Annotated in this window: 30 protein-coding genes, 1 other RNA gene and 2 pseudogenes; 9 read left to right on the plus strand and 24 right to left on the minus strand. The window is 66.0% G+C overall.

What is annotated here, in order from left to right; genetic code table 11:
* Positions 1–3 precede the first annotated feature (3 nt).
* From ACYQ6J_RS00085 to ACYQ6J_RS00125, 10 genes are all read right to left on the minus strand, one after another.
* Entirely contained in the window at positions 4–1281 is a 1278-nt protein-coding gene (locus ACYQ6J_RS00085; protein ID WP_460182160.1) for a hypothetical protein, read from the minus strand.
* A 25-nt stretch (positions 1282–1306) separates the two neighbouring features.
* The gene (locus ACYQ6J_RS00090) at positions 1307–1954 is read right to left on the minus strand and encodes a hypothetical protein (RefSeq protein ID WP_460182161.1); all 648 of its coding nucleotides are present in this window, start codon (positions 1952–1954) and stop codon (positions 1307–1309) included.
* Between the two features lie 6 nt (positions 1955–1960).
* Entirely contained in the window at positions 1961–2341 is a 381-nt protein-coding gene (locus ACYQ6J_RS00095) for a hypothetical protein (RefSeq protein ID WP_460182162.1), read from the minus strand.
* Positions 2342–2348: 7 nt separating this feature from the next.
* The gene (locus ACYQ6J_RS00100; RefSeq protein ID WP_460182163.1) at positions 2349–2684 is read right to left on the minus strand and encodes a DUF2190 family protein; all 336 of its coding nucleotides are present in this window, start codon (positions 2682–2684) and stop codon (positions 2349–2351) included.
* Between the two features lie 46 nt (positions 2685–2730).
* A complete protein-coding gene (locus tag ACYQ6J_RS00105; protein ID WP_460182164.1) occupies positions 2731–4857 on the minus strand; it encodes a phage major capsid protein in 2127 nt (708 codons plus the stop codon).
* Positions 4838–6304, minus strand: coding sequence for a phage portal protein (locus ACYQ6J_RS00110; RefSeq protein WP_460182165.1), 1467 nt, complete (start codon positions 6302–6304; stop codon positions 4838–4840). Before ACYQ6J_RS00110 ends, ACYQ6J_RS00105 begins: the two co-directional genes overlap by 20 nt.
* Before the next feature lie 13 nt (positions 6305–6317).
* Positions 6318–6515, minus strand: a complete 198-nt coding sequence (locus ACYQ6J_RS00115) for a hypothetical protein (protein WP_460182166.1) — start codon at positions 6513–6515, stop codon at positions 6318–6320.
* Between the two features lie 279 nt (positions 6516–6794).
* On the minus strand, positions 6795–7013 hold the full coding sequence (locus ACYQ6J_RS18940) for an NrdR family transcriptional regulator (RefSeq protein ID WP_487248090.1): 219 nt from the start codon (positions 7011–7013) through the stop codon (positions 6795–6797).
* Positions 7006–9282: a terminase gpA endonuclease subunit gene (locus ACYQ6J_RS00120; RefSeq protein ID WP_460182167.1), complete on the minus strand. Its 2277-nt coding sequence runs from the start codon at positions 9280–9282 to the stop codon at positions 7006–7008. The genes ACYQ6J_RS18940 and ACYQ6J_RS00120 overlap by 8 nt, the downstream gene beginning before the upstream one ends.
* The gene (locus ACYQ6J_RS00125) at positions 9272–9496 is read right to left on the minus strand and encodes a hypothetical protein (RefSeq protein ID WP_460182168.1); all 225 of its coding nucleotides are present in this window, start codon (positions 9494–9496) and stop codon (positions 9272–9274) included. The genes ACYQ6J_RS00120 and ACYQ6J_RS00125 overlap by 11 nt, the downstream gene beginning before the upstream one ends.
* Positions 9497–9641: 145 nt before the next feature.
* On the opposite strand from ACYQ6J_RS00125, the gene ACYQ6J_RS00130 reads away from it, so the two are divergent.
* The 9 genes from ACYQ6J_RS00130 (at position 9642) to ACYQ6J_RS00170 (ending at position 13601) form a co-directional block, all read left to right on the plus strand.
* Positions 9642–9887, plus strand: a complete 246-nt coding sequence (locus ACYQ6J_RS00130) for a hypothetical protein (RefSeq protein WP_460182169.1) — start codon at positions 9642–9644, stop codon at positions 9885–9887.
* Positions 9888–9899: 12 nt separating this feature from the next.
* Complete coding sequence (locus tag ACYQ6J_RS00135) at positions 9900–10100, plus strand: hypothetical protein (protein WP_460182170.1); 201 nt, start codon at positions 9900–9902, stop codon at positions 10098–10100.
* Between the two features lie 18 nt (positions 10101–10118).
* On the plus strand, positions 10119–10361 hold the full coding sequence (locus tag ACYQ6J_RS00140; RefSeq protein WP_460182171.1) for a hypothetical protein: 243 nt from the start codon (positions 10119–10121) through the stop codon (positions 10359–10361).
* An 18-nt stretch (positions 10362–10379) separates the two neighbouring features.
* On the plus strand, positions 10380–10715 hold the full coding sequence (locus ACYQ6J_RS00145; RefSeq protein WP_460182172.1) for a DUF6900 domain-containing protein: 336 nt from the start codon (positions 10380–10382) through the stop codon (positions 10713–10715).
* A 33-nt stretch (positions 10716–10748) separates the two neighbouring features.
* On the plus strand, positions 10749–11312 hold the full coding sequence (locus tag ACYQ6J_RS00150; RefSeq protein ID WP_460182173.1) for a winged helix-turn-helix domain-containing protein: 564 nt from the start codon (positions 10749–10751) through the stop codon (positions 11310–11312).
* A 366-nt stretch (positions 11313–11678) separates the two neighbouring features.
* The gene (locus tag ACYQ6J_RS00155; protein ID WP_460182174.1) at positions 11679–12530 is read left to right on the plus strand and encodes an amidoligase family protein; all 852 of its coding nucleotides are present in this window, start codon (positions 11679–11681) and stop codon (positions 12528–12530) included.
* An RNA gene (locus ACYQ6J_RS00160) (hammerhead ribozyme type II) lies at positions 12531–12601 on the plus strand.
* Between the two features lie 25 nt (positions 12602–12626).
* Positions 12627–12917, plus strand: coding sequence for a hypothetical protein (locus ACYQ6J_RS00165; RefSeq protein WP_460182175.1), 291 nt, complete (start codon positions 12627–12629; stop codon positions 12915–12917).
* A 9-nt stretch (positions 12918–12926) separates the two neighbouring features.
* Positions 12927–13601: a class II glutamine amidotransferase gene (locus tag ACYQ6J_RS00170; protein WP_460182176.1), complete on the plus strand. Its 675-nt coding sequence runs from the start codon at positions 12927–12929 to the stop codon at positions 13599–13601.
* Between the two features lie 20 nt (positions 13602–13621).
* Here the strand turns inward: ACYQ6J_RS00170 and ACYQ6J_RS00175 are convergent, their stop codons facing one another.
* The 14 genes and pseudogenes from ACYQ6J_RS00175 to ACYQ6J_RS00240 all read right to left on the minus strand — a co-directional run.
* Positions 13622–13999 carry a DUF1937 family protein gene (locus tag ACYQ6J_RS00175; RefSeq protein WP_460182177.1) on the minus strand — a complete coding sequence of 126 codons (378 nt, stop codon included), beginning with the start codon at positions 13997–13999 and terminating at the stop codon, positions 13622–13624.
* A 211-nt stretch (positions 14000–14210) separates the two neighbouring features.
* Positions 14211–14462: pseudogene (locus ACYQ6J_RS00180) on the minus strand (HNH endonuclease signature motif containing protein); the annotation flags it as partial.
* Positions 14459–16861 carry a DNA methyltransferase gene (locus ACYQ6J_RS00185; protein WP_460182178.1) on the minus strand — a complete coding sequence of 801 codons (2403 nt, stop codon included), beginning with the start codon at positions 16859–16861 and terminating at the stop codon, positions 14459–14461. The gene ACYQ6J_RS00185 and the pseudogene ACYQ6J_RS00180, both read right to left, overlap by 4 nt.
* A gap of 183 nt (positions 16862–17044) precedes the next feature.
* Complete coding sequence (locus ACYQ6J_RS00190) at positions 17045–17209, minus strand: hypothetical protein (RefSeq protein WP_460182179.1); 165 nt, start codon at positions 17207–17209, stop codon at positions 17045–17047.
* A gap of 281 nt (positions 17210–17490) precedes the next feature.
* On the minus strand, positions 17491–19776 hold the full coding sequence (locus ACYQ6J_RS00195; RefSeq protein ID WP_460182180.1) for a DUF3987 domain-containing protein: 2286 nt from the start codon (positions 19774–19776) through the stop codon (positions 17491–17493).
* The gene (locus ACYQ6J_RS00200; RefSeq protein WP_460182181.1) at positions 19777–20157 is read right to left on the minus strand and encodes a dATP/dGTP diphosphohydrolase domain-containing protein; all 381 of its coding nucleotides are present in this window, start codon (positions 20155–20157) and stop codon (positions 19777–19779) included.
* Positions 20141–20578: a hypothetical protein gene (locus ACYQ6J_RS00205; protein WP_460182182.1), complete on the minus strand. Its 438-nt coding sequence runs from the start codon at positions 20576–20578 to the stop codon at positions 20141–20143. The genes ACYQ6J_RS00200 and ACYQ6J_RS00205 overlap by 17 nt, the downstream gene beginning before the upstream one ends.
* Entirely contained in the window at positions 20565–21827 is a 1263-nt protein-coding gene (locus tag ACYQ6J_RS00210; protein WP_460182183.1) for a DNA N-6-adenine-methyltransferase, read from the minus strand. Before ACYQ6J_RS00210 ends, ACYQ6J_RS00205 begins: the two co-directional genes overlap by 14 nt.
* Before the next feature lie 14 nt (positions 21828–21841).
* Complete coding sequence (locus ACYQ6J_RS00215) at positions 21842–23533, minus strand: DEAD/DEAH box helicase (RefSeq protein ID WP_460182186.1); 1692 nt, start codon at positions 23531–23533, stop codon at positions 21842–21844.
* Complete coding sequence (locus ACYQ6J_RS00220; RefSeq protein ID WP_460182184.1) at positions 23533–23922, minus strand: RusA family crossover junction endodeoxyribonuclease; 390 nt, start codon at positions 23920–23922, stop codon at positions 23533–23535. The genes ACYQ6J_RS00215 and ACYQ6J_RS00220 overlap by 1 nt, the downstream gene beginning before the upstream one ends.
* A gap of 269 nt (positions 23923–24191) precedes the next feature.
* Positions 24192–24851 (minus strand): hypothetical protein, encoded by a 660-nt coding sequence (locus ACYQ6J_RS00225; RefSeq protein WP_460182187.1) that lies wholly within the window; start codon positions 24849–24851, stop codon positions 24192–24194.
* Positions 24852–24953: 102 nt separating this feature from the next.
* Positions 24954–25136, minus strand: a complete 183-nt coding sequence (locus tag ACYQ6J_RS00230) for a hypothetical protein (RefSeq protein ID WP_460182188.1) — start codon at positions 25134–25136, stop codon at positions 24954–24956.
* Between the two features lie 58 nt (positions 25137–25194).
* Positions 25195–25410 (minus strand): annotated as a pseudogene (locus ACYQ6J_RS00235) (DUF669 domain-containing protein); the annotation flags it as partial.
* Positions 25411–25415: 5 nt separating this feature from the next.
* Positions 25416–25987, minus strand: a 572-nt coding sequence (locus tag ACYQ6J_RS00240) for an AAA family ATPase (protein WP_460182185.1), incomplete at its 5' end; no start/stop codon positions are given.

Raw genomic sequence — 25987 nt, forward strand, 5'->3', positions numbered from 1 at the left:
GGATCACCTCCTTGCGCGCGACTTGGCGGCCGATTGCCGAGCCGACCGGCTCTTGGCGGCTTGGCTTTGCGCGGTGCCGGCCGTCTTCGGCGGTCCGGGTACCAGGCTCGCCAACAGGCCCAAGAGGTAGACAAACCAGCCCTTCATGACCAGCACAACCAGGATGAACACCACGCCCGCGGCCAGAAGCCACGAGAGAATCACGCGGAACGGTCGCGCCAGCAAGTCGATCAGCTTGGCCAGCAAGCCATCTGCGGGCCGCCTCAGGTCGCGATCTTTGTCGGGGCGGTAGTCCGGATCGGGCCTGCGCACGCGCTCGAAGGCCTGTCGAAAGCCTTCCGCCCCGTCGGCATAGTCGTCCTGCCGGTGCAGTACCCTGCCGTCCGGGGCCTGGACGTAGATCGTCGGTTTGCCGGCCGTGTGGAAGCCTGCCCCGGCTACGGCCCAGTGTTCCGGCGGATAGTCCTGGACCAGACATTGAGCCGCAACATCGGCAAGCGGACCTTTCAAATCATCCAGCACCCGCTTGCGATCCACGTCGTTACCGATCACCGTCAGGCGCAACTTGCCGCTGTCATCGGCCAAGCTGCCGGCCTGGAGGATTTGCGTGGCTTCGGAGCGGGTGATCTCCCGGCCGCCCAGCGTGATCCGCTCGGCCGAACCGTTCAGGCCGGCTCGGTCGATGCCGAAGTTCTGGACTCCGTCTTGTTCCACCACCGGCAACTGGCCTTGCGGAAGACCGGAGGCTGAAGGCGGGAGGCTGGAGGGACTGTTGTCCGCCTTCCTGCGGTCTTCAGTCTTCAGCCTCACGCCTTCCTCGGGGGACGAGGGTGGCGGCGAAGGCGGTTGTGGCTGAGCCGGCTTGGTCGAAGCCGGTGGCGATTGTCGGGCGGCCGAGGAGCCGCTGGGCGACGCGGTGCTCCCCGACGTCGAGGGCGCGGGTTCATCGCGCCGCAGCACCACGCGGACCGTCTGCCCAGGGGAGAAGCTCAGAGTCCACTCACGCTGGACATCCCCCCAGCGGGCCGTCACGCGATAGCGGTAGCGCCGGCCCGGCTCCAGGGGCGGCGTCTGGACGCGGCCCTTTCCGCCCAGAAGCCGCACTGCGTGGCTATCGAACCAAACCTGAGCATCAGGCGGAACGACTTCGACATCGAAGACGGCCGGCTGCCACACCGTGCGGTCGACAACCATCGGTTGCCACTGCGGCCAACCCGACGGGATCGCGCAACCGCCGGGACCGCACTGGCCCAACAGAAGCGGAAACAAGAGTGCGTACATGACAGGTCCTTCCGCGTGAGAGCCCTCAGTTTGCGCTGGTTGGCGGTGGGGGCGGGGGCGGAGCCAGGAGGATCACCGCCCACCCGCCCCCCAGGCCCGTCCACGAACGCCGGAACTCCTCAGGCGTCATCCACTCGATCTGGTTCTCCCCGATGTAGTTGTTGTCCAAGACGGCGAAGTAGCGATCGTCGGCGTGGACCAGGTTGACCATGTGGGCGATCCGCCCTCCGCCATAGCGGCCGCTGGGGCTATAGCTATACGTGACCGCAGGCATCCGGCCCGTGCGGCAGGCCAGCTTCAACAGTTCCAGGTCGCTGCCCTCGTAGTTGAGGAACGCAGGCGCCTGGCTTGCACCACGCTGGCGGGCCATCTCGGGCAGGTATTTTTCCACGGCCCCCGGATACGCCCCGCCGGGGATGCCGTGCTCCTGAATCCACTTCGGGGCCTCTTGATAGGCCGGCACGTTCTGCCACAGGGCCGCATGGTGGATCGAAGTCCACACGCAGCAGCCCTGACCCCGCGAGGTCGTGTTGCGGCGATGCAGCTCGACAGGCAGGTCGCACTGGACTTCGGTCCCATCGGGTGCCCGATTGCCGCCGACCACGGCCCCGAGACCCACCGCCGCCAGCCCCACCAGCACAGCCATTAGAATCGCCGCACACAGTCGCATCATCGTCAGTCACTCCTCGCCGATCTGCTTGGTGTGAATCCGCAGCAGCCTGCGATGCGGGTCGCTCCAGCGCCACTCGGGTTCACTGCCTGGCGCCAGCACCTCGTAGACCAGCGTCTTGCCGCCGGTGGTCTCTCGAATCTGATCTCCCCGCCGGGGCAACGCCTTCTGGCCGGCGAGAATGAGGTCATCGGCCGCAATCAAAAAGTCTCGGTCGGTCCACTCCATGCGCACGCCACCATAGCCGTCGTCGAGCTTCAGGAGCGTCCGCCCGACGATCGCTTGAACAGTCGTCTCGTCGGTCCCGCGTCGGTAGATAACCGGCCGCGAGGCATGGACCTTGAGCCGCTCGGCCAGCCAGGCCAAGCCGTCATCGAGCAGGTCGCCCATGAGCGGATCACTGGCTCAGCCGGACGCGGACCACGGTCGCCCCGGCGCCCGCCGCGCGCACGGCCTTGCCCAGGAGCTTGTTCGCCCCGGCGCCGTCGGTGGTCACCGCCACCTTGTTCGTGGCGTCCCAATAGACCTTGGCCCCGGCCGCGAACTCCGTCGCACTGGCCTTGACCACGTCGAACACCCCGGCCACGGCCAGCGAGCCCGGCGTGCCGGCGGGGATTGCGCTGCGGGCGATCCCGACCAGGTCCTCCTGGACCACCACATCGCCGGCCGCCACATCCGCCGACGGCGTGTAGTCGATCTGCTCCCCCTGCTGTACGAAAACCGCAAGTGCCATCTGGGTTGCTCCTTCCGTGTTCAGCCTTCAGTTGTCGGCAGCGTGCTCACGCCTCACCCTTCATCTTCACGCCGCCACGCGGGTCTTGCAGGGCTACGCCAAAATCATGGTAGCCGCGCATCTGGATGCCGAGCACCGAGAAATCGGCATCCGCCGTCTCGATCGTCGGGCTCTCCTGGCCGTTGAGGAACGCGACCTCGATCACCGGCAGGTCGTCCGGTAGGGCCAAGAGATACCAGGCCTTGCTGGAACTGCCCGCGTAGGCGGCGTTCGACAGATAGCGTGCCACCTCCACCCGGAACTTGCCCTGGTGCGGGTTGGCCACCGGGTAGCTCTTGTTGCTCGTCGTGTCGCGCAGCTCCATCGACTTGTAGAGCTGCGAGCCAATGGCTGATAGCGCCGTGGGCACCAGGAGAATCGCCGGCATGATCCCGATCGGCTTGCCGTCCGAGTCCACCTGGTCCATGAAGGCCACCTCGGCCTTGGTCAGTCCGTCGATCGACAGGGCCGTGTCGGCCCCTTCCAGGTAGTTCTTGTTGGCCGCCGTGAAGAAGCTGGCGTTATTGAGGAACGTGCTCCAAAAGACGTCGTTCAGCTTCAGGCCCGACCCCCGGCCGAGCTTGCGCGGCACGGTGGTGATCGCCCCCAGATCATCGTTGATGATGTCCCGCCGGTCGATCGAGAGCACCAGACCGTAGGTATCGGCCTTGTTCGTGTACGTCTCGTTGCCCAGCGTGCCGTGCTTGAGTTCCCCGCCCGGGGCGACCTGCTCGTACTGGTCCGTGCCGATCAGGCGGTAGCTGGTCACGGTCTTGAAGTCCGAGACGTTCCGCACCGCGCAGATGTTCCGCCAGGTCCGCTCGACGGAGAAGAATCCGTCCAAGAGGAACTTGTTGGCCACGTTCGATAGGATGCCGCCGATGTCGATGGTCGAGAAGCCGGCCTCCAGTTCCGGCCGGAAGGCGAACCGCAGCACAGCGCGGCTGTCGCGGAAGCTGCGGCCGGTGTAGCCGTTGGCCCAAGCGGCTTCCAAGAGAAGCTCTTGGAGGCCGATCCCGCCGCGGAACCGGCGGCCGGCCGCATCCAGGGTCGGCTCGTCGAAGAGGTCTTCCACACCTTGGGCCTTGGCCGTCAGCATGCAGGCGGCCTCGAGCAATCGCCCGGTGACAACCTCTGGGCTGCGGACATGCACGGCCGGGGCCTTGGGGCGCTCGGCTCGCAGGACCGCCAGCGCGGTGCGACTCACGTCCCAGTTCTCCTGGATCGCCTGGGCCTCGATCTGCGGGTGCTTGCCGCCGCAGATCATGCGGACGGCCAGCACCCGTGCCGCCTCAGCGGCCTGGGCGTCGGAGGCCTGGGGCTTGAGACTTGGGGCTTGCGAGGTGGGCCCAGAAGCGTTTTCGGCCGTCGCGGCCCGCGTATCCGCCGGCTCGTCAGCCTGCACTTGAGGATGGGTGTGGGAAAGGCTTTCCATCGGTGGGTTCTCCTGCTTGCTTGCTGCGGCCAGGCTGGCGCTGGTAGCCCCGTCAGCCCCCAGGTCCACGAAACTGATCTCGCCGAGCGTGGCCTTGCGGACCACATTGACTGGCCCGGCGAACTGGCGGCCGTTGACCAGCACCTTCTGGTTCTCACGAACGAACTCGAACTCCTCGACGGCCGCGGCGATCGAGGCCTGCCAGGGAAAGCCGTTGCGGGCACTGGCGACGATCTCGCGGGCGGCCTGCGTGTCGCGGGACACCACGCCCGTGGCCACCAGGCGCCCGTCATCGATGCGGATGGCGTCGGTGTGACCGACGCCGCTTTGCATGTCGTGGCCGAAACGGATCGGCCGACTCTGCGACGGGATGGACAGGCCGGCCAGGTCCACGATCACCGGATAGCGCCAACCGGCGATCCGCATGGGCCCGCCCGTGTAGGCGACCATCGAGAACCGCGGCAGCTTGGGTTTTGCGCCATCATCGGCCGAAGCGTCTTCCGACGCAGCCTCGATCGTGATCGAGCCCGGGTCGCAGACCAGGTTCAGATGCGCTTCCGTGCGCACCCTCCCCTGGCGCTGGCAGACAGCCCTGCGCTGAGCTGCGTCGGGAAACTCTTCGACCATGACCGGATCGGCCATGCACCGCTCGATGAACTCGTCATGCGATTCACCCGGCTTACGCTGCGGCAGCGGCATTGGTCACTTCCTCCTCATCGTCCGTAGGCTCCTCATCCGATGCCGGCCCCGGCACGGTCTGGGCTGCATTGAGCCCCAGCTTGCGCATCAGGGCCAATTCCTTGGCCCGCTGGCGCAGGGCATCTTCCCAATCGCGGCCTTGTCGGGCGTACTCGTAGGCCAACGTCGTCGTATGGCTGGCCAATCGCGTCGCCTGGGCCGTCGCTTCCTTGGCCGGGTCCACGTGCTCCTGCCCGTCCCAGAACCACTGATGCGGCCACTCGGGCATCGGCCCCAGGTCCTCCGGCCACAGCTCCGGGATCAGCACCGCCTCATCGAGCCACGCGGCCAGCACGCGATCGAGCACCACACTTTCCAAATGGGCCTGCTCGACCCGCAGACTCTTGTAGTAGGTCTGGTGGTCCAGCCGGCCGGAGGCGTAGTTGTAGCCGCTCGAGTTGCCCGCCGCGATGTTGAACGGCATGTTCAAGCAGCGGGCGATTTCGTTGAGGATTTCTCGTTTGAACTCCGCGTAGGTGGTGGCGGGCTGCTCGGCCTGAAGCTGGCTCATCTTCCAGCCGCCGGGCATGGTGACCAGGGCCCGGCTTTCCAGCTCGATGGGCTCGAACGGCTCGGCCGCGTCCGCCTCGCCGCCCGGCGGGGCGTCGGTGTAGAGGATGCCGGCGAAGTCGGCCGCGGTCTCGGCCGCGGCGATCACCGCTAGCGTGAACCGCCGAAGCTGGGCGAAGAGCGGCAGGGCCGGCATGATGTCGGGAATGCCGCGAACTTGTCCCGGACGATCCACACGAAACCAATGCACCACGGCCTCGGCCGGCAGGCGGTCGTACTGGAGTCCCAAAGCCAACTGGGCATCGCCCGGGTGGTCGCGCAGCACGTGGTACTCGATCGGGTTGCCGAAGGCGTCGAAGAGGATGCCATCGACGGCATTGCCGGCCAGGGCATTCAGGTCCGGCGTGGTCACCTGGTCGGCCTCGACCAGGCGCAGGTCGAGCTTCACGGGCGTGGGCAATCGCGGGTTGCTCGTGAGAATGGCAAAGGCCTCGCCATCCTGGGCTCGGGCCATGCGCATGGTGCGAAGCTTCTCGGCCAGGCCCACTGCCTTGGCCCACCTGGAAAACTCCTGCTCGATCCGCCGGTTCGCCTCAGCATTTGAGGTGAGCATCTGGAGCCGCGGGCCGGTGCCCACGGAATCGTTGGCCAGCGTGAGCACGATGCCGCGGGCGTAGCTGTTGTTGGCCACCTCGTAGCGGGCGCGGTTCCGCAGGATCCGCCGGACCTCAGCGCTGTTGGCCGCCCGGGCCGAAAGCCCATCGGCCGCCGCCCAGTGCCGGCGGTTCTCTTCGGTGGTCATCGCCGCGTCGTAGCGGGCCCGCAGGGGAAGCGCGGCCTGCCACGCACGCGGACGACGACGAACCGGGGTGGCCTTCCTTGGCCACAACTGCCGCATCCATGCAAACAACTCAGTTCACCCCCGGCGGGACGAGCTTGTTGAACCGCAGGCCGCGCTGCTTCTTCTGCACAGCCTCTTTCGCCGACAAGTACTTATCCGCCTCGATCTGCTCCGAAAGCGGGTGCTGCTCGACCGTGCCCGCGTCGCCGGCCACCTTGGCCGGCCCTTGGGCGTTCTGGCGGATGGTGTCGTCGAGATGGTCGCTCACCGGCTGTTACTCCCGCAAAGGCGAATAGCTTCGAGCGGGCCCGGCCGAAACCCGGCCTCGGGCCTCCCCCTATTAGTTGACCTGCCCGGCGCGAGGCCGAACTGTCGGAGCTTTTCGCCCAGAATTCCGAAATCGTGCTACATATAGCGATCCAGCCCTGCCCAGCGGGGGACGGCCACGAGCTCGCCACGGGTTGCCACAGGGCTAGTCCGCCTATCTCTTACATATGCCAATTGGGCGCAACCTGTCCGCCAATTTGCCAAAAAGATCGAAATCGTGCTACATATAGCGATCCGCCACCCGTTGGGATGGTGGCGACTCATAGGTCACCATGCGTCGGCCGCAATGCCGACAGACCTTGCGGCGGCGGATGCGGCCGTTTCGTAATGGCTCGGTGTGCGTGGTGCGCAAGTGGCAGCACCCGCATCGAGGGCAGGCAATGCCACGCGGGGGGCTAGCCTGGGACGTGGGACTTGGGGCTTGGGATGGATCATCCATGATGCTCTCGACGCCTCCGCTGAAGCTCCGCAAAGCTCACCCGCCGGCGGTCCCGGCCTGGTTCGGCGGACAGGCCCGGCAGTGAAACCCCCTGGATCGACGCGGCCACGGCGCAGCCCACCAGGCAGTCGAGCCAGTGGTTATCCCCGGCGGACGGACGCAGCTTCCACTCGTCCACCGTCCGGCCCCGGCCTTCGGTCTTCACGCGGTACTCGGCCGTCACGTGCTCGGCAAACAACCGGTGCTCCTCCGGCCGTTGGCCAAAGAGCGACAAGCAGCCCCGGTCGCCCATCGCCACGGCCAGCCGGGCGTAGACGAACGACTTCCAGAAGTTCGTGTCGTAAATCACGTACCGCACCGCCCGGCGCCCCTGGACGTTCGGGATACGCCAGTTCAGCCCCACGCGATCACCCGGCTTGCGCTGGTAGTCATTGAGCGGCCGGCTCGATGCCCCGATGAACCGGCCGTGACTGGGCATCACCACCGCGGCATGGGCCGACTGGCGGCAGAACTGGTAGACCACATCGGTGGATTGGCCCCAGTTGGCATCCACCAAGCACCGTTCGATCCGCAACTGGGCCCCATCATCCCTGCGGAACTCGCGGCCCAGGTAGTCGCCGGTGAGTTTTTCCAGCCCGGCATAGATCGCCCCTTCCACGCCGCCGGCTTTCGTTACCGCCGCGAGCGTGGGCCGGGCATCGCGGAGCGTGAAATAGGGCCGATGTTGCGGTGGATAGGTGCCGTAGTCGATCACGTAGCCGGTGAAATCGTCCTCCCATGCGCAGACCACGTAGAACAGCAGCGCCTGCTGCACGTCGACGAACATCGTCAAATGGTTGCCGCCCACGGGCACCTCGCCTCGACGCATGCGATTGAGCTTCGCGGCGACTGCCTCGGCCGAAAGGTCCTCATCTTGAGCCGACTCCTCGGGCAAGGGCTCGTTCTGGTACTCGGCCCAGAAGGCCCGCTCGTCCTGGAGCTTCAGGTTCATGGCATGCTGGATGGCGGATAGCTCGTCGTGGTTGAACCGCTCCGGCCACGCCACCACGGCGCCCTCGTCCATCGCCTTGCGGTTTTGGCGGTAGAACTCCGTGGCCTCCTCGCCGTGGCCGCCCCGGCGGAAGCTCTCGGCCCGCAGTTCGGCATACTGCTGCCAAAGTTTTTCATTCGTGGGGAAGGTATAGACCAGTTTCGTCCGCTCGCCATTCCACTCTGGATGCTTATCCCGATTCAGAATGTTGTCGGCCATGTCGCCCGGGCGGATCACCGTGCAGGGCATGACCCCGGCGATCTTCCTGCCCGGACCGGCCAAGCCGAGCACGGCCCCGGCCAAGATGCTCTCCCGCGTGGCGCACTGCGACAGGCTGCGGGCACTCTCGTCGGTCTGAGGATCGTCTAGCACCACCAGGCTGGGCCTGACGGTCTTCCCATCGGCCCGCTTGAACTTCATGCCCCGGATGCGGCCCGTCAGTCCCGCCACCTTGATGATCGCGCCTGCGGCCTTGCTTCCGGGAATCGTGGGCAGGACGATCTCCCGGGCGGTCCAACCGATATGGGTCCGCTGGCCCTGGTAAAGCTGCCCGGCGCAGCGATTGGCGATGCCCTCCAGGCAATGGATCGGGTAGACCACCTCGGGGAAGTCTTCCAAGAGCAGCTCGTTGCCGTCCAGTTCCATCTTGATCGACTCGAGCATGTCCATCGCGTGGCCTTCGTCCGAGCCGATAAGACACACGAACTCCCGGTGGCCATACAGTACCGCCCAAAGACAGGCCGTCTCGGCCAGCGACGACTTCCCCGCCCCCCTGGGCATGGCCATCGCAAAGAGCCCACCGCGAAGCACGGCCTGCTCGATCTTGGCCATCACTTTCAGGTGATCCGCCGACCACGGCAAGTGGAACGTCATCGGGAAGTACTGCTCGCAGAAGAAGCGGAAGTCTTGGGCGGCTTGCGCTTTCCGCTCGGGGTTGACCACCACCGGCAATTGGCCGATGTCGCGGCCGGCAAGCGACAGGGCCTTGTTCCGAGCCGCGGCACGCTCCTTGAGCTTCTCGTACGGGTCGCCCTCGGCTTGCGGGCGCGGCGTGTGGCGCAGCTCCACCAGCCAAGCGGCATAACGAAACAGGTCCACATGCCGCCCGTCGCCGATGCGAAAGCCGGCCCGGGTGCGGTGCCGGTGCAGTTGCCGCTCGTCCAAGACCGTGCCTAGCGGCGTGGAGTTGACCAGCCGGCACAGCTCGCTGGGACGCAGTCGCCTGGGGTCAATCGCCACGGCCCATCTCCTTGACCAGCCAGGCCACGTAATGGACCAGGTTCAGCGTGCCATCGGCATTGGTCGGGGCCCCGGCGTCGATGTCCGCTTGGAGCAATTCCACGGTCACCGGCCGCGGCCCCAAAGCCGACAGAACCCGGGCCAGGTCCTCCAGCCGCAAGGCCTGGGGATTGAGCGGGCTTGCCTGCTGCTGTTGGGCGCTGGTTGCGTTCATCGGGTGCTACGCCTGGACCAAAAAGTATTCCTGAAATTCCGGGCCGTGCGGCGGGGATTCCGCTTGATGCGCTGGCCGAAACATGGCTCCTGTGTCATGACGCGAGGGGAATTCCAGAACCCGCACCAGAATCGGAGACGTGTCCATGAAGACTCGCCAGATCACCATCCAGGCGACCGAACACGGTAGCGCCGCCGAGGCCCTCCGGTACCTGAACACCTCGGGCGACCAGCGGGCCATCATGATCGGGGCCGATGGGGGTAGAAGCCTCAAATACCTCACCCTCACGCAGGCCGAGGCCGAGCGGATCGAGGCGGCGGGAATCGAGTTCGCGTACCTTTCCTACCACAAGCCGACCGGGCGGATCATGACCATCCCGGTCAACGACTGAAGGAGGACGATCATGGCAAAGCAACCCATGACCGAAGAGCGATTCGAGACCAAGCTGGCGAACCTGCTTACGCGGCGGCTCGACCCCGTCGGCGGCCACGTCACCACGTTCCATGACGCGGGCGTATTGACCATGAACCGTGGACTGGTGGTCTCGCTGCCCAATGGCCAGCAGTTCCACCTCACCATCGTCGAGAGTACGCCACGGTACTAACCCCCAAGGAGCGCCGAGATGGCAAACACGAAGAAGCCGCCCCTGCCGATCGGGACGCCGGTGGCAATCGACATCGCCCAAGGGATGTCCGTAGCCCAGGGCGTGATCGCAGCGGCCGAGTACGACGACGGCTGGCTGTACCGAATCGATGTCACCGGCGGCGACGACTGCCAACTCCATCGCAACCCCGATGGCGAGTTGTGGGTCTCCGACTTCGAGGTCACCCCAATGGGCAACTCGCCATCCACCAAGACCCCATAACGCACGAGGAGCACAACTATGCCTGAACGCCAAACGAAACATCTCGACTACGCCCAAGAGGCCGAGGCCGCCCAGCGGGCCGAGGCCTGGCCCCAGGCGGCCGCGCTGTGGCGTCGGGCGGCAAGCGTCGCCGATACCAAGGCGGCACGTGAGCAGTACCTGTTCATGGCCCGGCATTGCAACCGGCGAACGCATGTGGACGGGAACCTCGAAAAGATCGCCAAGGACGTGCTGGGCATCCAGACCGCCTGGCACGCCCGTGGCACCTACGACGTACACGTTGAGCTTCCGATCGGCAAGGTGAAGCTGGCCCTGCGTGCGGCCTACGAGGCGGGCCGGGCGGCAACGAAGTAACCCCTGTTTTCCCCTGTTCCAAGGAGCGATGCGATGAAACGCGACGAAGTACAGATCGGCAAGGTCTACACCGCCAAGGTGACCGACAAGCTGGTGCCGGTCCGGATCGACGGCGAGAACCGCCATGGCGGCTGGGACGCCACGAACCTGGCCACGGGCAAGAAGGTCCGCATCAAGAGCGCCCAGCGGCTGCGAGGCGAGGCGGCGGGCGGCAACGTCCAGCCCGCGGAAGTTGGGGCCGCGGCGTCCGCCCTGGGCCCGCCCAAATCGCCCACGGCGGCTACCAAGGGCAGGAACACGCCCAAGGCAGGCGCCAGAGCCAAAGGCAAGAAGGACGTCCCAGGGGCCAAACCGGGCGAACCCAAGGCAAAGCGGCCCAGCGGCCTGGACGCCGCCGCCCGCGTGCTGGAAGAAGCGGGCCGGCCGATGACAGCCAAGGAAATCGTCGCGGCGGTCGAGGCCAAAGGCTATTGGAAGTCGCCCGGCGGCAAGACGCCCGATCGGACGCTCTACGCAGCCATCGCGCGGGAGATCGCGGCCAAGGGGGCCGAGTCCCGCTTCCGCAAAGTCGAGCGCGGCAAGTTCGCCAGGGCCTAAACGAGAGCGCGCCGGTCGGCTATCCCCGGGGGTTCCCCCGGGGTTTTCTTTTGGCCTTGGCCCACGGGCCCCCGTCCCCGCCTGCGACGCCACACGCGGCCACGGTGGGCCCCACGTGGCCAACACAGCGCGACCCCCGCACCCTGGCCCGGCAACGACCCCGCCCGTCTTAAGCCCCCATCTTCCGGCCGGCTGGCCGAAAGCGCTGCTCCCCCACCGGTCACAAGCGTGAGGCGGTGCTACCGAGCGGCCCGAAAGTATTCCGAAAAATCCGGCCTGCCGGGGCGGAAATCCGCTTGATGTTTTTGGCCGTTCATGGCTCCTGTGTAATGTACGCATGAACATTACACCATCGATGGAAACGCCATGAACGCCAGCGACCTCACCTTCGGTCTCGAAATCGAGACCATCGCCCCGGATAGCGCCGTGCGAAACGACGGCCTGCGCATCGGCCCCTACCGCCGCGGAATCCAGGTGCCGTACCTGCCGGCCGGCTGGAAGGCCGAAGCGGACGGTTCCATCGACAACGGCAATGGCGGCCACAAGTGCGAAATCGTCAGCCCCGTGCTCCAAGGCGAAGAAGGCATCCGCCAGGTAATCGAGGTGCTCAGCACGCTTGAGGCCAAGGGGCACCGGGTCAACGCCTCCTGCGGCGTCCACGTCCATGTCGGCTGGAATCGCGATTGGCCGAGCGAGGCCCTGGCCCGGCTGGTCACCATCGTCGCCTACCTGGAAAAGGGCCTCTACGCGATCACCGGCACCAAGAACCGCGAGCGGGGCAGGTACTGCGGCGGGGTGCGGAAGTACGGAAGCGACAAGTCGGCCAAGCCCGCCTTGGACCGTGACCGCTACCACGCCTTGAACCTGACCAATCTCGCCCGCGGAACCAAGGACACGGTCGAGTTCCGCGTCTTCAGCGGTTCGCTCAATCCCACCAAGGTCGCCGGCTGGATTCAGGTCTGCCTGGGCTTGGTGGAGCGGGCCCTGGCGGCCAAGCGGATGCCTACCTGGACCCCGAAGGCTCCCACGGGCGGCTGGAAGAAGTCGGGCCCGGGCCAGAGCGAGACGGAACGCCTGCTGGGCTACTTGGCCTGGGGAAAAGGCTACGCCCGCATCCACGGCGGCAAGCAGTACGGATGGATTTCCGACGCCATCCCACAGGACCAGATCAAGGCCGAGTTCCGCCGGTTGGCCAAGAAGTACGACGCCATGCCCTGAAGCCGAAACGCACGCACGGACGCGGGCGTCGTGGCCGGATGGGTGCCGGCCGCCTGACGAGGCAACCCAAACCGAAGCGACGAAAGGATCACAACCATGACGCACACGAAGCGACTCGCTGCCGACCAGCGTCTGACCGCCACCGAGTGGGCCGCGGTCCTGGCCCGGGGCATCCGCGCGGATGTCACGCCGGGCGATTGGGCCGCAGAAATCGCCCGCCTGGCCGAACGCCTCTCGGACATGGCCGATGCCCGGCGGGGCGACGCCGCCGTCTGCCGCCAGCGCGAGCTTGCCGCCACCGCCCGACGCGATGCCGCCTTGCTCGCTGCGGTAGCAGACGCCTTGGAATCCCACGCGATCCGCCTGCAATCCGGTGATCTGGCGTAGGGGGCGGCCATGTGCGGCATCTTCGGATTCCTGAGCACCGATGGACGCGGGCCGGACCTGGCCCGCCTGCGGCACATTGCCGCCGAGACGGAAACCCGCGGCCGCCATGCCTTCGGCCTGGCGTGGATCGACGTCGACGGCACGATGCACACCTTCAAGCGCCCGGGCGCGGCTACGGCCTGCCTGGCCGACCTGGACGTCTGCCGCCACGCGGTAGCCGTCATCGGCCACTGCCGCTGGGCCACCCACGGCGACCCCCAGGACAACCGCAACAACCATCCCCATCCGGCCGGCCGCGGCTTTGTAGTCCACAACGGCGTGGTCCGAAACTACGCCGACCTGGTGCGGCGCTACCGACTGCGGCCCAAGACCGACTGCGATAGCGAGGTGCTGGGCCTGCTCATGATGCGCCGAGCCGGGACGCTTCTTGAGCGGGCCGCCTGGGCCGTGGCCCGAACCGAAGGCCCCCTGGCCCTGCTCGGCCTGTGGAACAAGCCCCTGCGGTTTCTGGTCGTCCGCTGCGGGAACCCGCTGTGCTTCTGCCAGACGCCCGGCGGGTTCTACTTCGCCAGCCTGCCCGCGGGGCTGCCGGGCAAGGCGTTCTCGATCCCCGACGAGTCTGCTCGCGTGCTGCGGCTGGAGGGCGGCTCGCTCAAGCATCAGGACCTCTCGATTCTCGCGTAGACGCATCGTGCATCCCCTCCTCAACACGCCGCCATCCCGGCGGCCTTCTCTTCGGTCAACTCCGCCTCGCTCACAAAGCGGACCGGCTTGCCCAGCGCCCGGACGATGGCAATCTCGGCTTGCACCCCGCGGCTGTGTTGCCAGCCGTCGAGCTTGAGCACCCACAGTTCGTCGCAGGCGGCCAGAAGCTCGATGTCCTGCCGCTGCCAAAAGCCCCAGTCCACGGGCAGGCCGTGCTGGGCAATGCAGTGGCTGTGGGCGATGGGCGAGAACACCACGTGGCCCCGCCGGATGAGTTCCGCGGCCGCACGGCAAGCGGCCTCGAAACGCTCTTGGCGCACCGCCGCGTCGGGATGCGAATACGGACTGGCGAGGTACGTAAGGTGGCTTCTTTTCACGCAACGTGTCTCCATTGCCGTCTCTTCGCAATGTGATTGATTGCCCCGGGGGTAACGCGGCCAACGCCTTTTGCGGTTCCCCCGCCTGAATCCTTCGTTTGATCTCGGCCACCTTCTGCTCGTCGAGCTTGGCACAACCGTGACGCGAGCCAAGGTGGGGTGTGTTGACGCGCCGCCCCTTCGCATCCATGTCGTGTATGTTGTCTGCCGGAGTCCCCAAGAACAGATGGTCTGGATTCACGCACAATCGGTTGTCGCACCAGTGACAGACAAACAGACCCTCGGGAATCTCGCCGTAGACCAATTCAAACGCCACGCGGGATGCAGGTCTTGGTTTTCCGTTGATGTTGATCTGACCGTAGCCGCCCGTCCCTGTGGATGCCGTCCAATTCCAACAACCTTCCAGTGCGGAACGATCGACTTTTCTCCAGAAACGCGCAGCGACAGAGTCTGGATGGGTCATACCGCTGCCTCCAATCTTTTTCGCTCCGCCTTCTTGCCCGTGAAGTTTTCGAAGCGCTGGACGATGGTGTCGCAGTACAGCGGGTCCAGTTCCATCAGGAACGCACGCCGCCCGGTCTGCTCGGCCGCGATGAGCGTCGAGCCGCTGCCGCCGAACAGATCCAACACGTTCTCGCCGGCAAGCGACGAGTACTGGATCGCCCGCACGGCCAGCTCCACGGGCTTTTCGGTGTTGTGCGATAGCCCGACAGCCGTCTGAAACGACGGGTGCCCCTCGATACTGAGATTCCATACCTGCCCTCCGTAGGGCACCCGTTCTACGCTCTTAACGCGCCGCAGCGAGTACTCCTGGCCGCCGTGCTCCACCCAGGTGGGACAACCACGCTTGGCCAATTGGGTCTGTTCGTAAAAGTAGAGGTAGTAGACCCGCCGCCGGCTCTGAAAGCGTCGGTCGCCGACTCCGCCGAGGTCGGGAGGGGGATCGTATGCGTAGACGTTCGCTCGGTAGCCCACCGACTCGGCCAGCAAGGCCAACTGCGCGGCCAGATCCGCCGACACCGTGTTCCCCTGCCAATACGGGCGATCGTGGACCTTGCAGCCGTCGCCGTTGAGCCAACCGTGCAGGATGGCGCTGCGCTTCGCGCGCGGCAGGGAAAAGACTTCCGGCGCCATCCGCTTGGCATGAGCGTGACGGCCCCCCAGGGCCTCGAACCGCTCTCCGGCATCGGCGTCGAAGGCCATCACCACCAGCCCGCTGGAGGGCCGCTGCGCGTAATCGTTCGGGTCGTACTCGCTGGCGCGGGGCCATTGCTTGCAGATTCGCGCAGCCAAATCCTGCCGCCTCTTGTGGATCGAGAAGACCGGGTAGCGGTGATCCCCGTGGCCGGCCGCCTGTAGATGCCCCTGGGCCAGGTACAAGCCGAACAAGAACCAGAAGTCTTCGTCCAGCTCAGGAAAGGGATCGGGACCATCGCCGGCGAGGACGGGGGTCATCGTGTAATCGCCGGCCTGCACTTCATCGGCGCGCACCCAACCCACCTCGCCGCCCACGATGCTCCGGCCGCAGCGTGCGGGACGCCAGATGAGAAACGGGTGGTTGTCCGAGGCCTCCGTGGTGATGTTTCCCCCCTTGGCCGTGATCCGATACAGGTACTCGGACGTATAGGGATGCGACGACACATGGACGACATCGTGGAAGGTGCCGTCGCCTGAAAAAACGCGGTCGCCCGTTTGAAGGGACCGAATCGGGCGATAGCCAGCCTCCGTCAGGACCAGGCTCTCGGGGTGAAGGCATAAGTGGAGCATCTTCTGCGGGCTGACCTTCTTGACCTGCCACAGGTCGGGCACGTTGTTGGGGCCGAAGAAGCGGTGGCCCGCGCCCTCCTTCCACCCGTAGAACGCAAGTTCGAAGCACCCAAGAAAGTCTTTTCGGGTCAACACGGGATGCTCTTTGTCCCACACGATTCCTTGCGAGAAGTAGAGCTTGTGCTCCTTGAGCACTGGGGGATAGTTGCCCAGATTCGCATAGCCGCCCCAGATGTAGAAGGCGTGGCCGGGACGCAGCGCCCGCGCGATATTGCCGAACCAGGCGTGCAGAAGCCGGTTGAACTCTTCGTCCGAAACGAAGTCGTTTTCCAGCGGCCGGTCCTTGGCCCGCAGCTTGCGGTGCGTGGATTTGGCTTTCTCCGGGTGCCGGGCCACGTCCATCGACTGGTGGTGCCCACGCCAACGACGCCCGCCCTGCAGCTCTTCGGCCGAAGGATACGAGCTCAAGCCCGCAGCGATGGCGTTGTTCGATCGGGGCTCGACCCGCACGTTGTACGGCGGGTCGGTGTTCACCAGGTGCACCGGGTTGCCATCCAGCAGCCGGTCCACGTCCTCGGCCTTCCCCGCATCGCCACAGAGCAGCCGGTGGTCGCCCAAGAGCCACAGGTCGCCAGGCCGGGTGATCGGCTCATCGGGCGGCTCGGGCACCTCGTCAGGGTCGCACAGGCCTTTTTTCACGCCCGGGTCTAGCAGTTCGGCCAGTTCCTCTTCCGAGAAGCCCAAGAGGCCCAGGTCGTAGTTCATCCCCTGAAGCTCGCCCAGCTCGATGGGCAGTAGCTCGTAGTTCCACTCGGCCAGCTCGGCCGTCTTGTTGTCGGCGATGCGGTAGGCCTTGACCTGCTCGGGCGACAGGTCCTTGGCCACGTGGACGGGCACTTTCTCCAGACCCAGCTTCTGGGCCGCCTTCCAGCGCGTGTGGCCGCAGATGATCACCCCATCGGCGTCCACCACGATTGGTTGCTTGAAGCCATACTCCCGGATGGACCGGGCCACGGCCTCGACGGCCTGGTCGTTTTGTCGCGGGTTCCGCTCATAGGGAATCAGCCGGTCTACGTCGATCCATTCAATCTTCATGCTTTCCTCCGTGACTGCGACATTGGGGACGGATGTGGCGGGGAGCGTCGTTTCCGCAGGGGCCACGCGGACACGCCTTGCACATGGGGCCGAGAGCCGCCCCCCCACCGGTACCGTTTGGCCGTTTCTAGGCCCCTGGTGGCCGCGTGGCGGGGCTTCGGCCGGGAGATATACGGATGTCCATTACCCTTGCAATCGCCCCGCTACGGGCGTTTTGGGGGCCTTTACGGGCCGATTCTCCCGGCCTGCCCTTCCGCTGGGCCGGATGCGGCCCGGTGCCCAAAGCTCGATCTTCATGGCTTGCCTCCCTGCGTCCAAAGTCTTGACCATCCAATAAAACTCTCCCATGGTTCGGCCCCGTTCCCGCACGCCCCGTTAGTGGGGTTTTGGCCGGGAAGTACCTAGCCCACCACCGACCGCCCCCTCGCGCGCGTACGCGCGCTAATGCGTGCGCGTGGGCGGGTGGGCGGAATATGCGGTAATTAGAGAGAAGAAGATGTAAGTTATTTATTTCTTTCATCTTACGACTTCCCTAATTCCCGCCTCGGCTCAGGCGGCAATTAGCCGATTTCGTCGGTAATTACCCGAAACCGTTGCTAATTCCCGCCTTTCGAGGCGGTAATTAACGATCACTCCGATAGCCTGTACCTTTGGCCGATCCGGCCCCGGTCCGGCGTCGAGCCGATCTCGTAGGCGATGCGTCGCTGGCTCACCAGTGCGTTGCGCACCTCTTCGATGTCTCGGTCGCTCCAACCAAGCCGTCGCGACAGATACCAATGGGGCATCCAGGCATCACCGCGACGCTTGCGCCAATTGCCCAACACCTCGATCATCCGCTTGCACTTGGCGTCAAACTGGCCCTCCGCCACGTGCTGGCCGGCCATGAAGAGCATCCGCCGAGTCTGGTAGTCCACGAATCGCCACGCCCACTGCACGGCCGGCTCGTCGATCCGCATCTGAAGATGGTTCTCGCTTGCGGCGTAGACCAGCGCGAGCTTGCGGGCCTTCTCGTAAGCCCGAGCCCAGATGGCCATGCCCGCCGGGTCGTCCCGGTCTTCGGCTTCGGCATAGCGGTCGTCGGCCAGCGCGCGGAACTCCTCCAACGCCGCTTCAGCTTCCGGCGTCGCCTCCACGCAGACCGGGATGGGGTGCCAGTTCTGAAGGTTGCCTTCGCCGGGGCGGAAGTCGGTCCACCAGCGTGCGGTGCACAGGATAGCCTCTGGGATCGGCCGCGACAGCGGCGTCTGGCCCCGGCCGCGCTTGCCCGCCTCCAGCACGATCAACCGCGCGAAGAAGCCGTTGTTGAGCATGCGCACGCTCAAGGCCTCGTAGTAGTACTTGGGCACGGCCGTGCCGAGCATGCACAGCGAGGGCTGGTCGACCACCCCGGGCGAGCGGCCGCCGGCCTTGACCCGCAGGGGATAGATGGTGCTGCTGGAGGTGTACATCTTCAGCAGCACGTTCATGATGCCCTCGTGGCGGGCGTCGGAGGCCCGGTTGATGGCGTTCATCAGGCCGTCGATCTCGTCGGTCTGGAACAGGACCGAGGGCGTGAGGAACAAGCGGTCCTCGATGCCTTCCCCGGAGGCGAAGGCGTCGCCCAGGCAGTCCTGGAGGCCTGCCTCGACGCAGATGCGCTGGTTGACCTTGCGGGGCTCATTCTTGCCCGCGCCGCTATTGGCCAGCGCGAGGACGTAGAGATTGGTGCGGTTGTCGGCCGCATCGCGGACCTTCCGTCCGGCCAGGAAGGCTTGGAGGACGAGGGCTGCGGCGAAGGCCAATGCTGGCTGGGGATAGGGCGAGACGGCCAGCGTGTAGTCGGTCACCTGCCGGATGAAGCCGGGCACGTCCAGAAGGTCGTCCGGCATGGGCCCGGGGTCGGGTGGGGTCGGCTCGGCCGGTGGTTGCGGCTCACTCGGGCCGATGAGGGATGAGATGTCCACCACCTCGCCGTTCGGTTTCGCCTGCCGGGCTTTGGCGATGGTTCGCTGCAGGTAGTCCTGCCGCAGGGCCTTTTCTGGGTTGTCGTTGTGGTGCCGCCGGAAGGCGATCATGAGGTCGGCGATCTCTTGGTCGGTCCACTCGTTGAGTGCGGCGATGGTGGCAAGGCTCAGGTCGTAGCCGCTGGCGGACGGGTCGGCCAGGTCGGTCCGCTGCCGGTTCCACGTTTGCCAGAACAAGGGGCTTTTGCCGGCCAAGTCCAAGAGTTTTTGAGCCGGGGGCTGGGCGTCGGGACGCAAGACCAGCGTGCCACACACAACCTGTGGTTCGGACTCGGCGGGCAGGTACGGCTCGAAGTCGTCAGATGCATAGCGGCGGAGTTCATCCAATTGCAACAGGCGGACTTCAACGGGCGGACCTTGGCTGTTGTGGTTGAGCGTGTCCGGCAGGCGCAGCACGCGGGTCAGGTCGCCGAGGTTTTCCAGCGCCCAGCCCCGCGCAGCGGCTTTGCGGCACAGCAGGGCGTGCCATCCTTTGGCTAGCGCGGCTGCCTTCTGGCGGTCCGCGTCGTCGGCGAAGAGCCACGGCTCATGGAAAAACCAGTAGGCGTGCAGGCCGTGGCCGCTGTAGACCACGGCCGAGGGTGCAAGCGGCATGTGGGCCAGCAGGTCGTGAGCCTCATCGATGCTCTGTGGCAAGTTCGGCTTGGGATGGGCCTGGCTGGAAACATCGATGTCGGCCCACAGTCCGCCGATGGCGGCGATGTCGGCCTGTTTGCCACGGCCACGCGGCGTTCCCGCCACCAGTCCCAGCCCGAAGTAGACGTTTTGCGAGCGGCTCTGCTTGTTGGCATAGCCGGCCAACTGCTGGTAGTCGGCGAACAGCCGCGTCTGCCGCGACGGCGTGGTGAACACCACGACCCGTCGCGCGGGCGAGAGCGCTTCGCCGAACAGGTTTTCGAGCAACTGTAGCATCTACGACTTCCTGCCGTCTGCCCTGGTGGGAATGTCGATCATCTCGGGCAGCGCCTCTTCGAAGTGGCACACGCCCAGGATGTTCCAGGCGGCGTGGGCCAGGTGGTCTTCGCCCCTGTCGCCTGCCAGGTAGAGGTAGATGTGCCGGATGGCGTGATTGAGCATTACGCTGGCCGGGATGCCCTTCTGCCAGTTGTGCTCGCCGTACTTCGCCGCGCCTTCGGCGCAGGTCTCGGCCAGGCGCCGCAGCCCGATGGGCGTGATCAAATCCCAACGCTCGCCGTCGGCGTCCGTGCCGCGCACCGCGCCGGTGGCGAAGCGTGCCAGCCCCTTCTGGGGCAGCATGACCGGTTCGTCAATCGCGTCAACGGTCTCGCTCATGCTTGTACTTCCTTTGGAAAGCCCGATTGGCCGCAGCCCACTGGGCCCAGGCTCGGATCTCTTGCCGCAGGCGTTCCAGGTCCGCGGGTTCCGGGGGGCCGATCTTGCCGCACCACACCATGCGGACGCTGATAACGGACATCTGCTCGGCATCGCCCTCGACCACCAGCACCGTGGCCGGACACGTCAGCGTCAGTCGCTCGAACAAAATCCGTTGGCCTCGGGTGAGCCCCGTGTGAGCCTTCCATTCCAACACGAGCAGATTGCCGTTGATCTCCGTGATGGCGTCGATGTCTGTGAAGGCGATGCGGTCGGGCAGACAGTCGGAAAGAAACCGGAACTTGAGCCGCTTTTTCTGGTTGAAGCATCCATGCTTCCGGCAATCCCAGTGCATCACATGGGGTGGATCATTGGGCGACATGGCACACCCTCCCCAAGTCCGCGAAGGTTTCTTGGAACCGATCCACCTGGGGGCCGCAGTAGATCACCGCCTGCCCTTGCAGCGGGCTGGCCGAGCCCCTATCGGGCCGCCAGAACTGCACCCGCCCCGCCGGGAAGCAGACTGCCCGGGCGGCCGTCAAGAGCGTCTGGAACCAGCGGGTCTCGGTGGCGTTGTTGACCAGCACCACCGCTTCCGTCACGTCGCCCTCTTGGACGTGTTGGACGAGCTTGTCGGCGAACTGCTGCACCAGGGGCTGGGCGTAGGGCGGGTTGAGAAACACCCGCCCCCGCCAAGGCCGCGCCAGTCCGTTCTCTTGGGCGGTGAAGTATTCCGCGGCCTGGACGACCTGGTTGGCCACGGCTGTAGAAGCCGGGTCCAGGTCGATGCCGCCCATGACGGCCACCGCCCGCTCGATGAACTCCTGCGGCGTGTACCACTCGCTGTCGCCCGTGTTGAAGGCGACGTGGGGCAGCCCGCGCTGGGGTTCATCCCCTTCGTCCGACTCGGCTTCGTCTGGTGGGCCGAATGCGGGGTCCCAAATGGTGCTTCGCGGCTCGCCTGGCTCCTCCGGATCGTGATCTCCGAGGGGCTGGGGGTGTGTTGTGGGGCCGAGGGCCCGGGCCACCCGCTCTTCCACCTCGGCCACCGTGGGGTTGGCTTGGGCGATCCACTCGACGAACTCGGGCCACCTGTCTTGGGGCAGCTTGTGGACGGCCGCCAGGTGTTGGGCTTTGTCCGAGAAAACGGTAAGTTGACTTACCATTTTCCGGCATTCAGACAACACCTCGGCAGCGTTGCGCATTTGGAAAATGTATGGATGCGTCTTGCCAATTCGGCGAGCGTATTCACGCAGTCCGCCGGCAACGCCACGACCGCCTTTGCCTAATGGCACCGCCTTCAGACAATGCAAGCCGATTTCCAGGGGCGACAGTTCCCCCTGCTGGTTCGAGAGCACGAGTTCCATCATCGCCGCCTGGTCATCGAGCGGTTCCACCCAGGCCCAAATCCTCTGCAAACCGGCCTTGCGTGCGGCCCGGACGCGGTGGTGGCCGGCCATCAACTGAAACCGCCCGTCCACCGGCCGCACGTGGATGGCGTGCTTCTGCGGGTACTGGCCATCGAGGTTCGCGGCGATGGCGTCGATCACGTCCTCGCGGAACGCCAGCCGCGGGTTATCCGGGTGGTCGTCCACCAAGTCCAGGGGCAAGCATTCCAAGACGGCATTCACAGCGTTGCCTCCGTTCAGAACGGAACGTCGTCCAGGTCGTATTCCGAGGGGCCAACTGGCACGGGGTCCGGCTTCGGCCCCAGGGTGTAGCCCACGATGCGGTCGTATTTCTCGCCGGCCACCGTGCGCACCACGATCTTTTCGGTCCACGCCACCCCGCCCGCCTCGGCGACCTCGACGGCCCGCTCGGCCGTCTCCGGCACCGGGTCGGGCGAACGGCGCCGCCACCACTGTTCGGCCTTCCAGCGGGCGTAGCCGCCATGCTCGAAGCAGACCCACTCGGAGACCCAGGTGAACTGGCCGATGCGGTATTCCACACGCATGGACCGCGGGGCATCCGGCGGGGCGTCTCGCTTGGTGTGGACGCTGTAGCGGATGTCCAGGACCTCGTACTCGGTGTCGGTGACCTGGCCTGAGAGCACGCCTGTGGTGGCGGCTCGGGCGTCATGGCGCTGCCTTTCCGGCGGCGGGAACTGGTGGCCGCACTCGGGGCAGCGGGCGTAGCCGGCAGCGATCACCGCATGGCATTCGGGACATTCCTTGGCCGGCGCCTCGCCGCTGCCGCGCCCGGGCGCTTCGGGCGTCTTCAGTTGATCCACCGGCCCGTGGCGCAGGGCGTTACCGCCGAAGTCCAGGACAAGGCAGTTCTGCTTGCCGGGATGTATCCGGAAGCCCCTCCCGACCGCCTGATACCAGAGTCCCGGCGACATCGTGGGACGCAGGATGGCCACGCAGTCGATGTTCGGGGCGTCGAAGCCCGTGGTCAGGACGTTGACGTTGACCAGGTATTTCAGGGGCACGCTCTTGCCGAACAAGTCGCCCGAAAGCGGTTCGCGGCGGAAGCGGGCGATCAGTTCGGCGCGCTCGGCGGCCGGCGTCTGGCCGTCCAGAAAGCCCACCTCTTGCCCCGACATCTCGGCCAGCACGCGGGCCACGTGGCGCCCGTGCCGCACACCGGCGGCAAACACCAACACACTCCGGCGATCGTGCGTGTGCGTGACGATCTCGCTGCACGCCGCGATCACCAAGCGATCGGTGTCCATCATGGCCTCGACCTCGTCCGCCACGAATTCGCCGCCGCGGATGTGCAGTCGCTCAAACTCGGCCTTGTGGATGCCAGCCTTCGTGACCAGGGGGCAGAGGTAGCCGTCGCGCATGAGTTCCCGCACGCCCACCTCGTAGCAGATGTGGTTGAGGATGCCGTCCGGTGTGCAGATCGGTCCGCTGGACAGGCGAAACGGCGTAGCCGTCAGGCCGATGACTCGCGTGTGCGGATTGACGACCTTCGCCTCGGCCAGAAAGGTGCGATACATCCCTTCGCCGTCGGGGGGCACCATGTGGACCTCGTCGACGATCACCAGGTCGAAGGCATCCAGCTCGCAGGCCCGCTTGTAGACCGATTGGATGCCAGCGACCACGACAGGTTTGTCGCCTTCGCGGCGATTCAGCCCCGCCGAGTAGATGCCGATTGCGACCTCCGGGCACAGCCGGCGAATCTTGTCCGCGTTCTGCTCCAAGAGTTCCTTGACGTGGGCCAGCACCAGCACCCGGCCGTTCCACCTGAGCACGGCGTCTTGGACCAACTGGGCGATGACGAGGGACTTGCCGGCCGCTGTGGGAAGCACGACCGCCGGATTGTCGTCGCGCGTGCGGAGGTGCTCGTAGACGGCCTCGACCGCAGCCTGCTGGTAGGGACGGAGCTGCATCACGTCGGCACCTCCAGCCCGTCGCACAGCACGCACCGCCGCCGGATCGTCACGACGGCTTTGCCCCCTTTCACAACGTCTCGCTTCTCGACCGAGAGCTGTTCAATCAAGCTGTCGTCCGGGTACACGCCTGCATGCTGAAGCGCATCGAGCAGCGCCTTCAGGGCGTTGTCCAAGTCGCGTCGCCGGCGATCGGGCGGATACAGCGAGACTTCCACACGGAGCGGACCGGTCAAGGGCAGTCGGTCTGCCGCATGGTCGATCAGCCGCACGGCGGTCGCCACGTCGCGGCGATACGCCCGTCCTTGGCGGCTGATCAGGGTCCGCGGCCCAACTCGTCGCCAGTAATGATTGACAGACGGCGGGTAGGACAGCTCCACCGTAAGCATGCTCTTCCTTTCTTCGTGCGGAGGTGCAGGCGTGCGTCTCGCAGGGGACCGACAGTCGCCGGTGCGTGTCCTGCAAGTCGCGGGGACGATCGTTTCGCCTTCGCCTTTCCTTTTCGGCTCCACCGGGGCGCTGACCTGTCGTCGCCGCTCCACCGCGCCGGCTCGCACGCACGCCTATGACCTCCTCGTTTCTGCCACGCCACGCCGAACCGTGCCAAACCTCGCCTGTCCAAGCCGTGCCAAGGCCCGCCATGCCCGGCCATGCCCTGTCATTGCGCGTCCAACAGATCGAATCGCATTACTTGGAACCGGCCGTAGGTGGGCCGGAAGTCGCCCACGCCGATCAACCGCCCGGCATCCGTCAGCAGGCCATGCAGCATCTCCAGCGAGACGTATTCCGGCAGATTCACCAGAAGCACGAAGGACGCCGACCAGCCGGCGCCGAGGGCTGGCCGCACGCGGGTGACTCCGTTGCGCTGCACCTGCACGCGGCAGCGATGCTCGTAGTCCCACGCCTTCACTCCCAGACTGGCCAACGGCGTCAGGCTGACGATGGCCGCCTTCACCAAGTCCATCGCGCTTTTGCGTGGCGAGCGGGGGTCCTGCCGGTACTTGGCGGCAGCAATGATCGCCTGCCGCAGGTACTCCCCGGGGAGGCACAGTTCCCCGGCATCATTGCGGTAGACGTAGGATTCCAGATCGTCGGCCTTCTTGGCTGCCGAACCCTTGGCCGCCTTCGCCTTGGCCTCGACCGCTTCGCAGTTCCAACGGTGGAATAGCACGTCGGCCTCGCCGCGGACCGTAACCTTGACGCGATAAGGCAACGAAAGCGCGATGGTGCCGCAGGCGCCGTTGGTCGCCTCGGGCCCGATAGATTTGGGTTTGCCGTTTCCGTTGTGCATACGTTCCCCTTGTGAATGAAAAGCCATGCCACGCCTTGCCTTGCCCAGCCGCACCACGCCTGACCACGCCACGCCAGGCCGGACCATGCCCCGTCTGACCCCAGCCCTGTCTCGCTACACTGCAAGCCATCACGGCCTCCGCCACGGCGGCGTGCTCGATTGGGCCTGTTGCGGCCGGCCGGTCGCGGCGTCCCGCTTCTCGTAGCCACGGATGACGTTGGCGATCTCGTCGGTGTCCTTGCGCTTCTGGCAGCCGGCCTTGATCACCAGCGGCAGGTTGTGCAGCTCCACGCTGTCGCGCGGCGTGAGCACGCCCGACGGCCCGGCAGATGGCCGACAGCTCGGCCCGGGCGATCTTCACCGCCAGCTCGTTGGGGTTGTCCAGGTTGAGCCGTACCCAAAGCTGCCGACCCTTGTACTCGCCCTCGAGGATCGTGAAGACCAGCTCGAGGTAGCTGCCCGTGCCGGCCTTGTTCGGCTTCATCTCCGAGGCGGTGATCATCGCCAGGTATTTCCCGGCGGGGATGGGATCGAATGCGGTGGTAGGCTCCACCTGAGACGCATCGAAATTGCCGAGGTTCGCCATGATGTTCAGGCTCCTTGGGGCTTGAGGTTGCGGTTGCTCACGGCCGCGACGAAGGCCGGCCAGGACAAAGGCAGGCTCTCCGACAGCCCATAGCGGTTCTTGGCCACCAGTTGCGGCGTCTCGCAGAGGACGAGTTCCCGTTCCTGGCCGACAAGACGAATCGCTCCGACGAAGTCGGACCACTCGATCATCGTGTTGGCCAAGTCGGGGTGAATCTCCGGGGCGGACTTCTCCAGTTCGATCCCGTCGATCGTGGTGATCGAGCGGCGGGCGGCATGGGCCAATAGCAGCACGGCTACGCCCGCGTTGACCAGCCGATCCAAGACCGGCAAGAGGTACTGGTAGACGTAGTTCTTGAGCACCTGTCGGCCGTTGCCGTAGCCGCCGTGCGAGCGGTTGAGGGTCTGTTTCATGCCGGTGGGCGTGCCGTCCACGCCGGCCACGTGCTCCTCGATCCTGCGCAAGAGCCAGTCGATCGAGTCGATCACGACCGTCTGGTAGTCGTGGCCGCCTGAGGCCAGGCCGTCGAGCCAGGGCTCGATCTCCGGCCAACTGGCCAGATACGGCGTGCGGTGGC

It is taken from the genome of Thermopirellula anaerolimosa (assembly GCF_054657335.1).

Coding starts and splice junctions, on each gene's coding strand:
- ACYQ6J_RS00085 (WP_460182160.1), bottom strand. CDS start 1,281: ATGTACGCACTCTTGTTTCCGCTTCTGTTGGGCCAGTGCGGTCCCGGC.
- ACYQ6J_RS00090 (WP_460182161.1), bottom strand. CDS start 1,954: ATGATGCGACTGTGTGCGGCGATTCTAATGGCTGTGCTGGTGGGGCTG.
- ACYQ6J_RS00095 (WP_460182162.1), bottom strand. CDS start 2,341: ATGGGCGACCTGCTCGATGACGGCTTGGCCTGGCTGGCCGAGCGGCTC.
- ACYQ6J_RS00100 (WP_460182163.1), bottom strand. CDS start 2,684: ATGGCACTTGCGGTTTTCGTACAGCAGGGGGAGCAGATCGACTACACG.
- ACYQ6J_RS00105 (WP_460182164.1), bottom strand. CDS start 4,857: ATGCCGCTGCCGCAGCGTAAGCCGGGTGAATCGCATGACGAGTTCATC.
- ACYQ6J_RS00110 (WP_460182165.1), bottom strand. CDS start 6,304: ATGCGGCAGTTGTGGCCAAGGAAGGCCACCCCGGTTCGTCGTCGTCCG.
- ACYQ6J_RS18940 (WP_487248090.1), bottom strand. CDS start 7,013: ATGGATGATCCATCCCAAGCCCCAAGTCCCACGTCCCAGGCTAGCCCC.
- ACYQ6J_RS00125 (WP_460182168.1), bottom strand. CDS start 9,496: ATGAACGCAACCAGCGCCCAACAGCAGCAGGCAAGCCCGCTCAATCCC.
- ACYQ6J_RS00130 (WP_460182169.1), top strand. CDS start 9,642: ATGAAGACTCGCCAGATCACCATCCAGGCGACCGAACACGGTAGCGCC.
- ACYQ6J_RS00135 (WP_460182170.1), top strand. CDS start 9,900: ATGGCAAAGCAACCCATGACCGAAGAGCGATTCGAGACCAAGCTGGCG.
- ACYQ6J_RS00140 (WP_460182171.1), top strand. CDS start 10,119: ATGGCAAACACGAAGAAGCCGCCCCTGCCGATCGGGACGCCGGTGGCA.
- ACYQ6J_RS00145 (WP_460182172.1), top strand. CDS start 10,380: ATGCCTGAACGCCAAACGAAACATCTCGACTACGCCCAAGAGGCCGAG.
- ACYQ6J_RS00150 (WP_460182173.1), top strand. CDS start 10,749: ATGAAACGCGACGAAGTACAGATCGGCAAGGTCTACACCGCCAAGGTG.
- ACYQ6J_RS00155 (WP_460182174.1), top strand. CDS start 11,679: ATGAACGCCAGCGACCTCACCTTCGGTCTCGAAATCGAGACCATCGCC.
- ACYQ6J_RS00165 (WP_460182175.1), top strand. CDS start 12,627: ATGACGCACACGAAGCGACTCGCTGCCGACCAGCGTCTGACCGCCACC.
- ACYQ6J_RS00170 (WP_460182176.1), top strand. CDS start 12,927: ATGTGCGGCATCTTCGGATTCCTGAGCACCGATGGACGCGGGCCGGAC.
- ACYQ6J_RS00185 (WP_460182178.1), bottom strand. CDS start 16,861: ATGAAGATTGAATGGATCGACGTAGACCGGCTGATTCCCTATGAGCGG.
- ACYQ6J_RS00190 (WP_460182179.1), bottom strand. CDS start 17,209: ATGGGAGAGTTTTATTGGATGGTCAAGACTTTGGACGCAGGGAGGCAA.
- ACYQ6J_RS00195 (WP_460182180.1), bottom strand. CDS start 19,776: ATGCTACAGTTGCTCGAAAACCTGTTCGGCGAAGCGCTCTCGCCCGCG.
- ACYQ6J_RS00200 (WP_460182181.1), bottom strand. CDS start 20,157: ATGAGCGAGACCGTTGACGCGATTGACGAACCGGTCATGCTGCCCCAG.
- ACYQ6J_RS00205 (WP_460182182.1), bottom strand. CDS start 20,578: ATGTCGCCCAATGATCCACCCCATGTGATGCACTGGGATTGCCGGAAG.
- ACYQ6J_RS00215 (WP_460182186.1), bottom strand. CDS start 23,533: ATGCAGCTCCGTCCCTACCAGCAGGCTGCGGTCGAGGCCGTCTACGAG.
- ACYQ6J_RS00220 (WP_460182184.1), bottom strand. CDS start 23,922: ATGCTTACGGTGGAGCTGTCCTACCCGCCGTCTGTCAATCATTACTGG.
- ACYQ6J_RS00225 (WP_460182187.1), bottom strand. CDS start 24,851: ATGGCTTTTCATTCACAAGGGGAACGTATGCACAACGGAAACGGCAAA.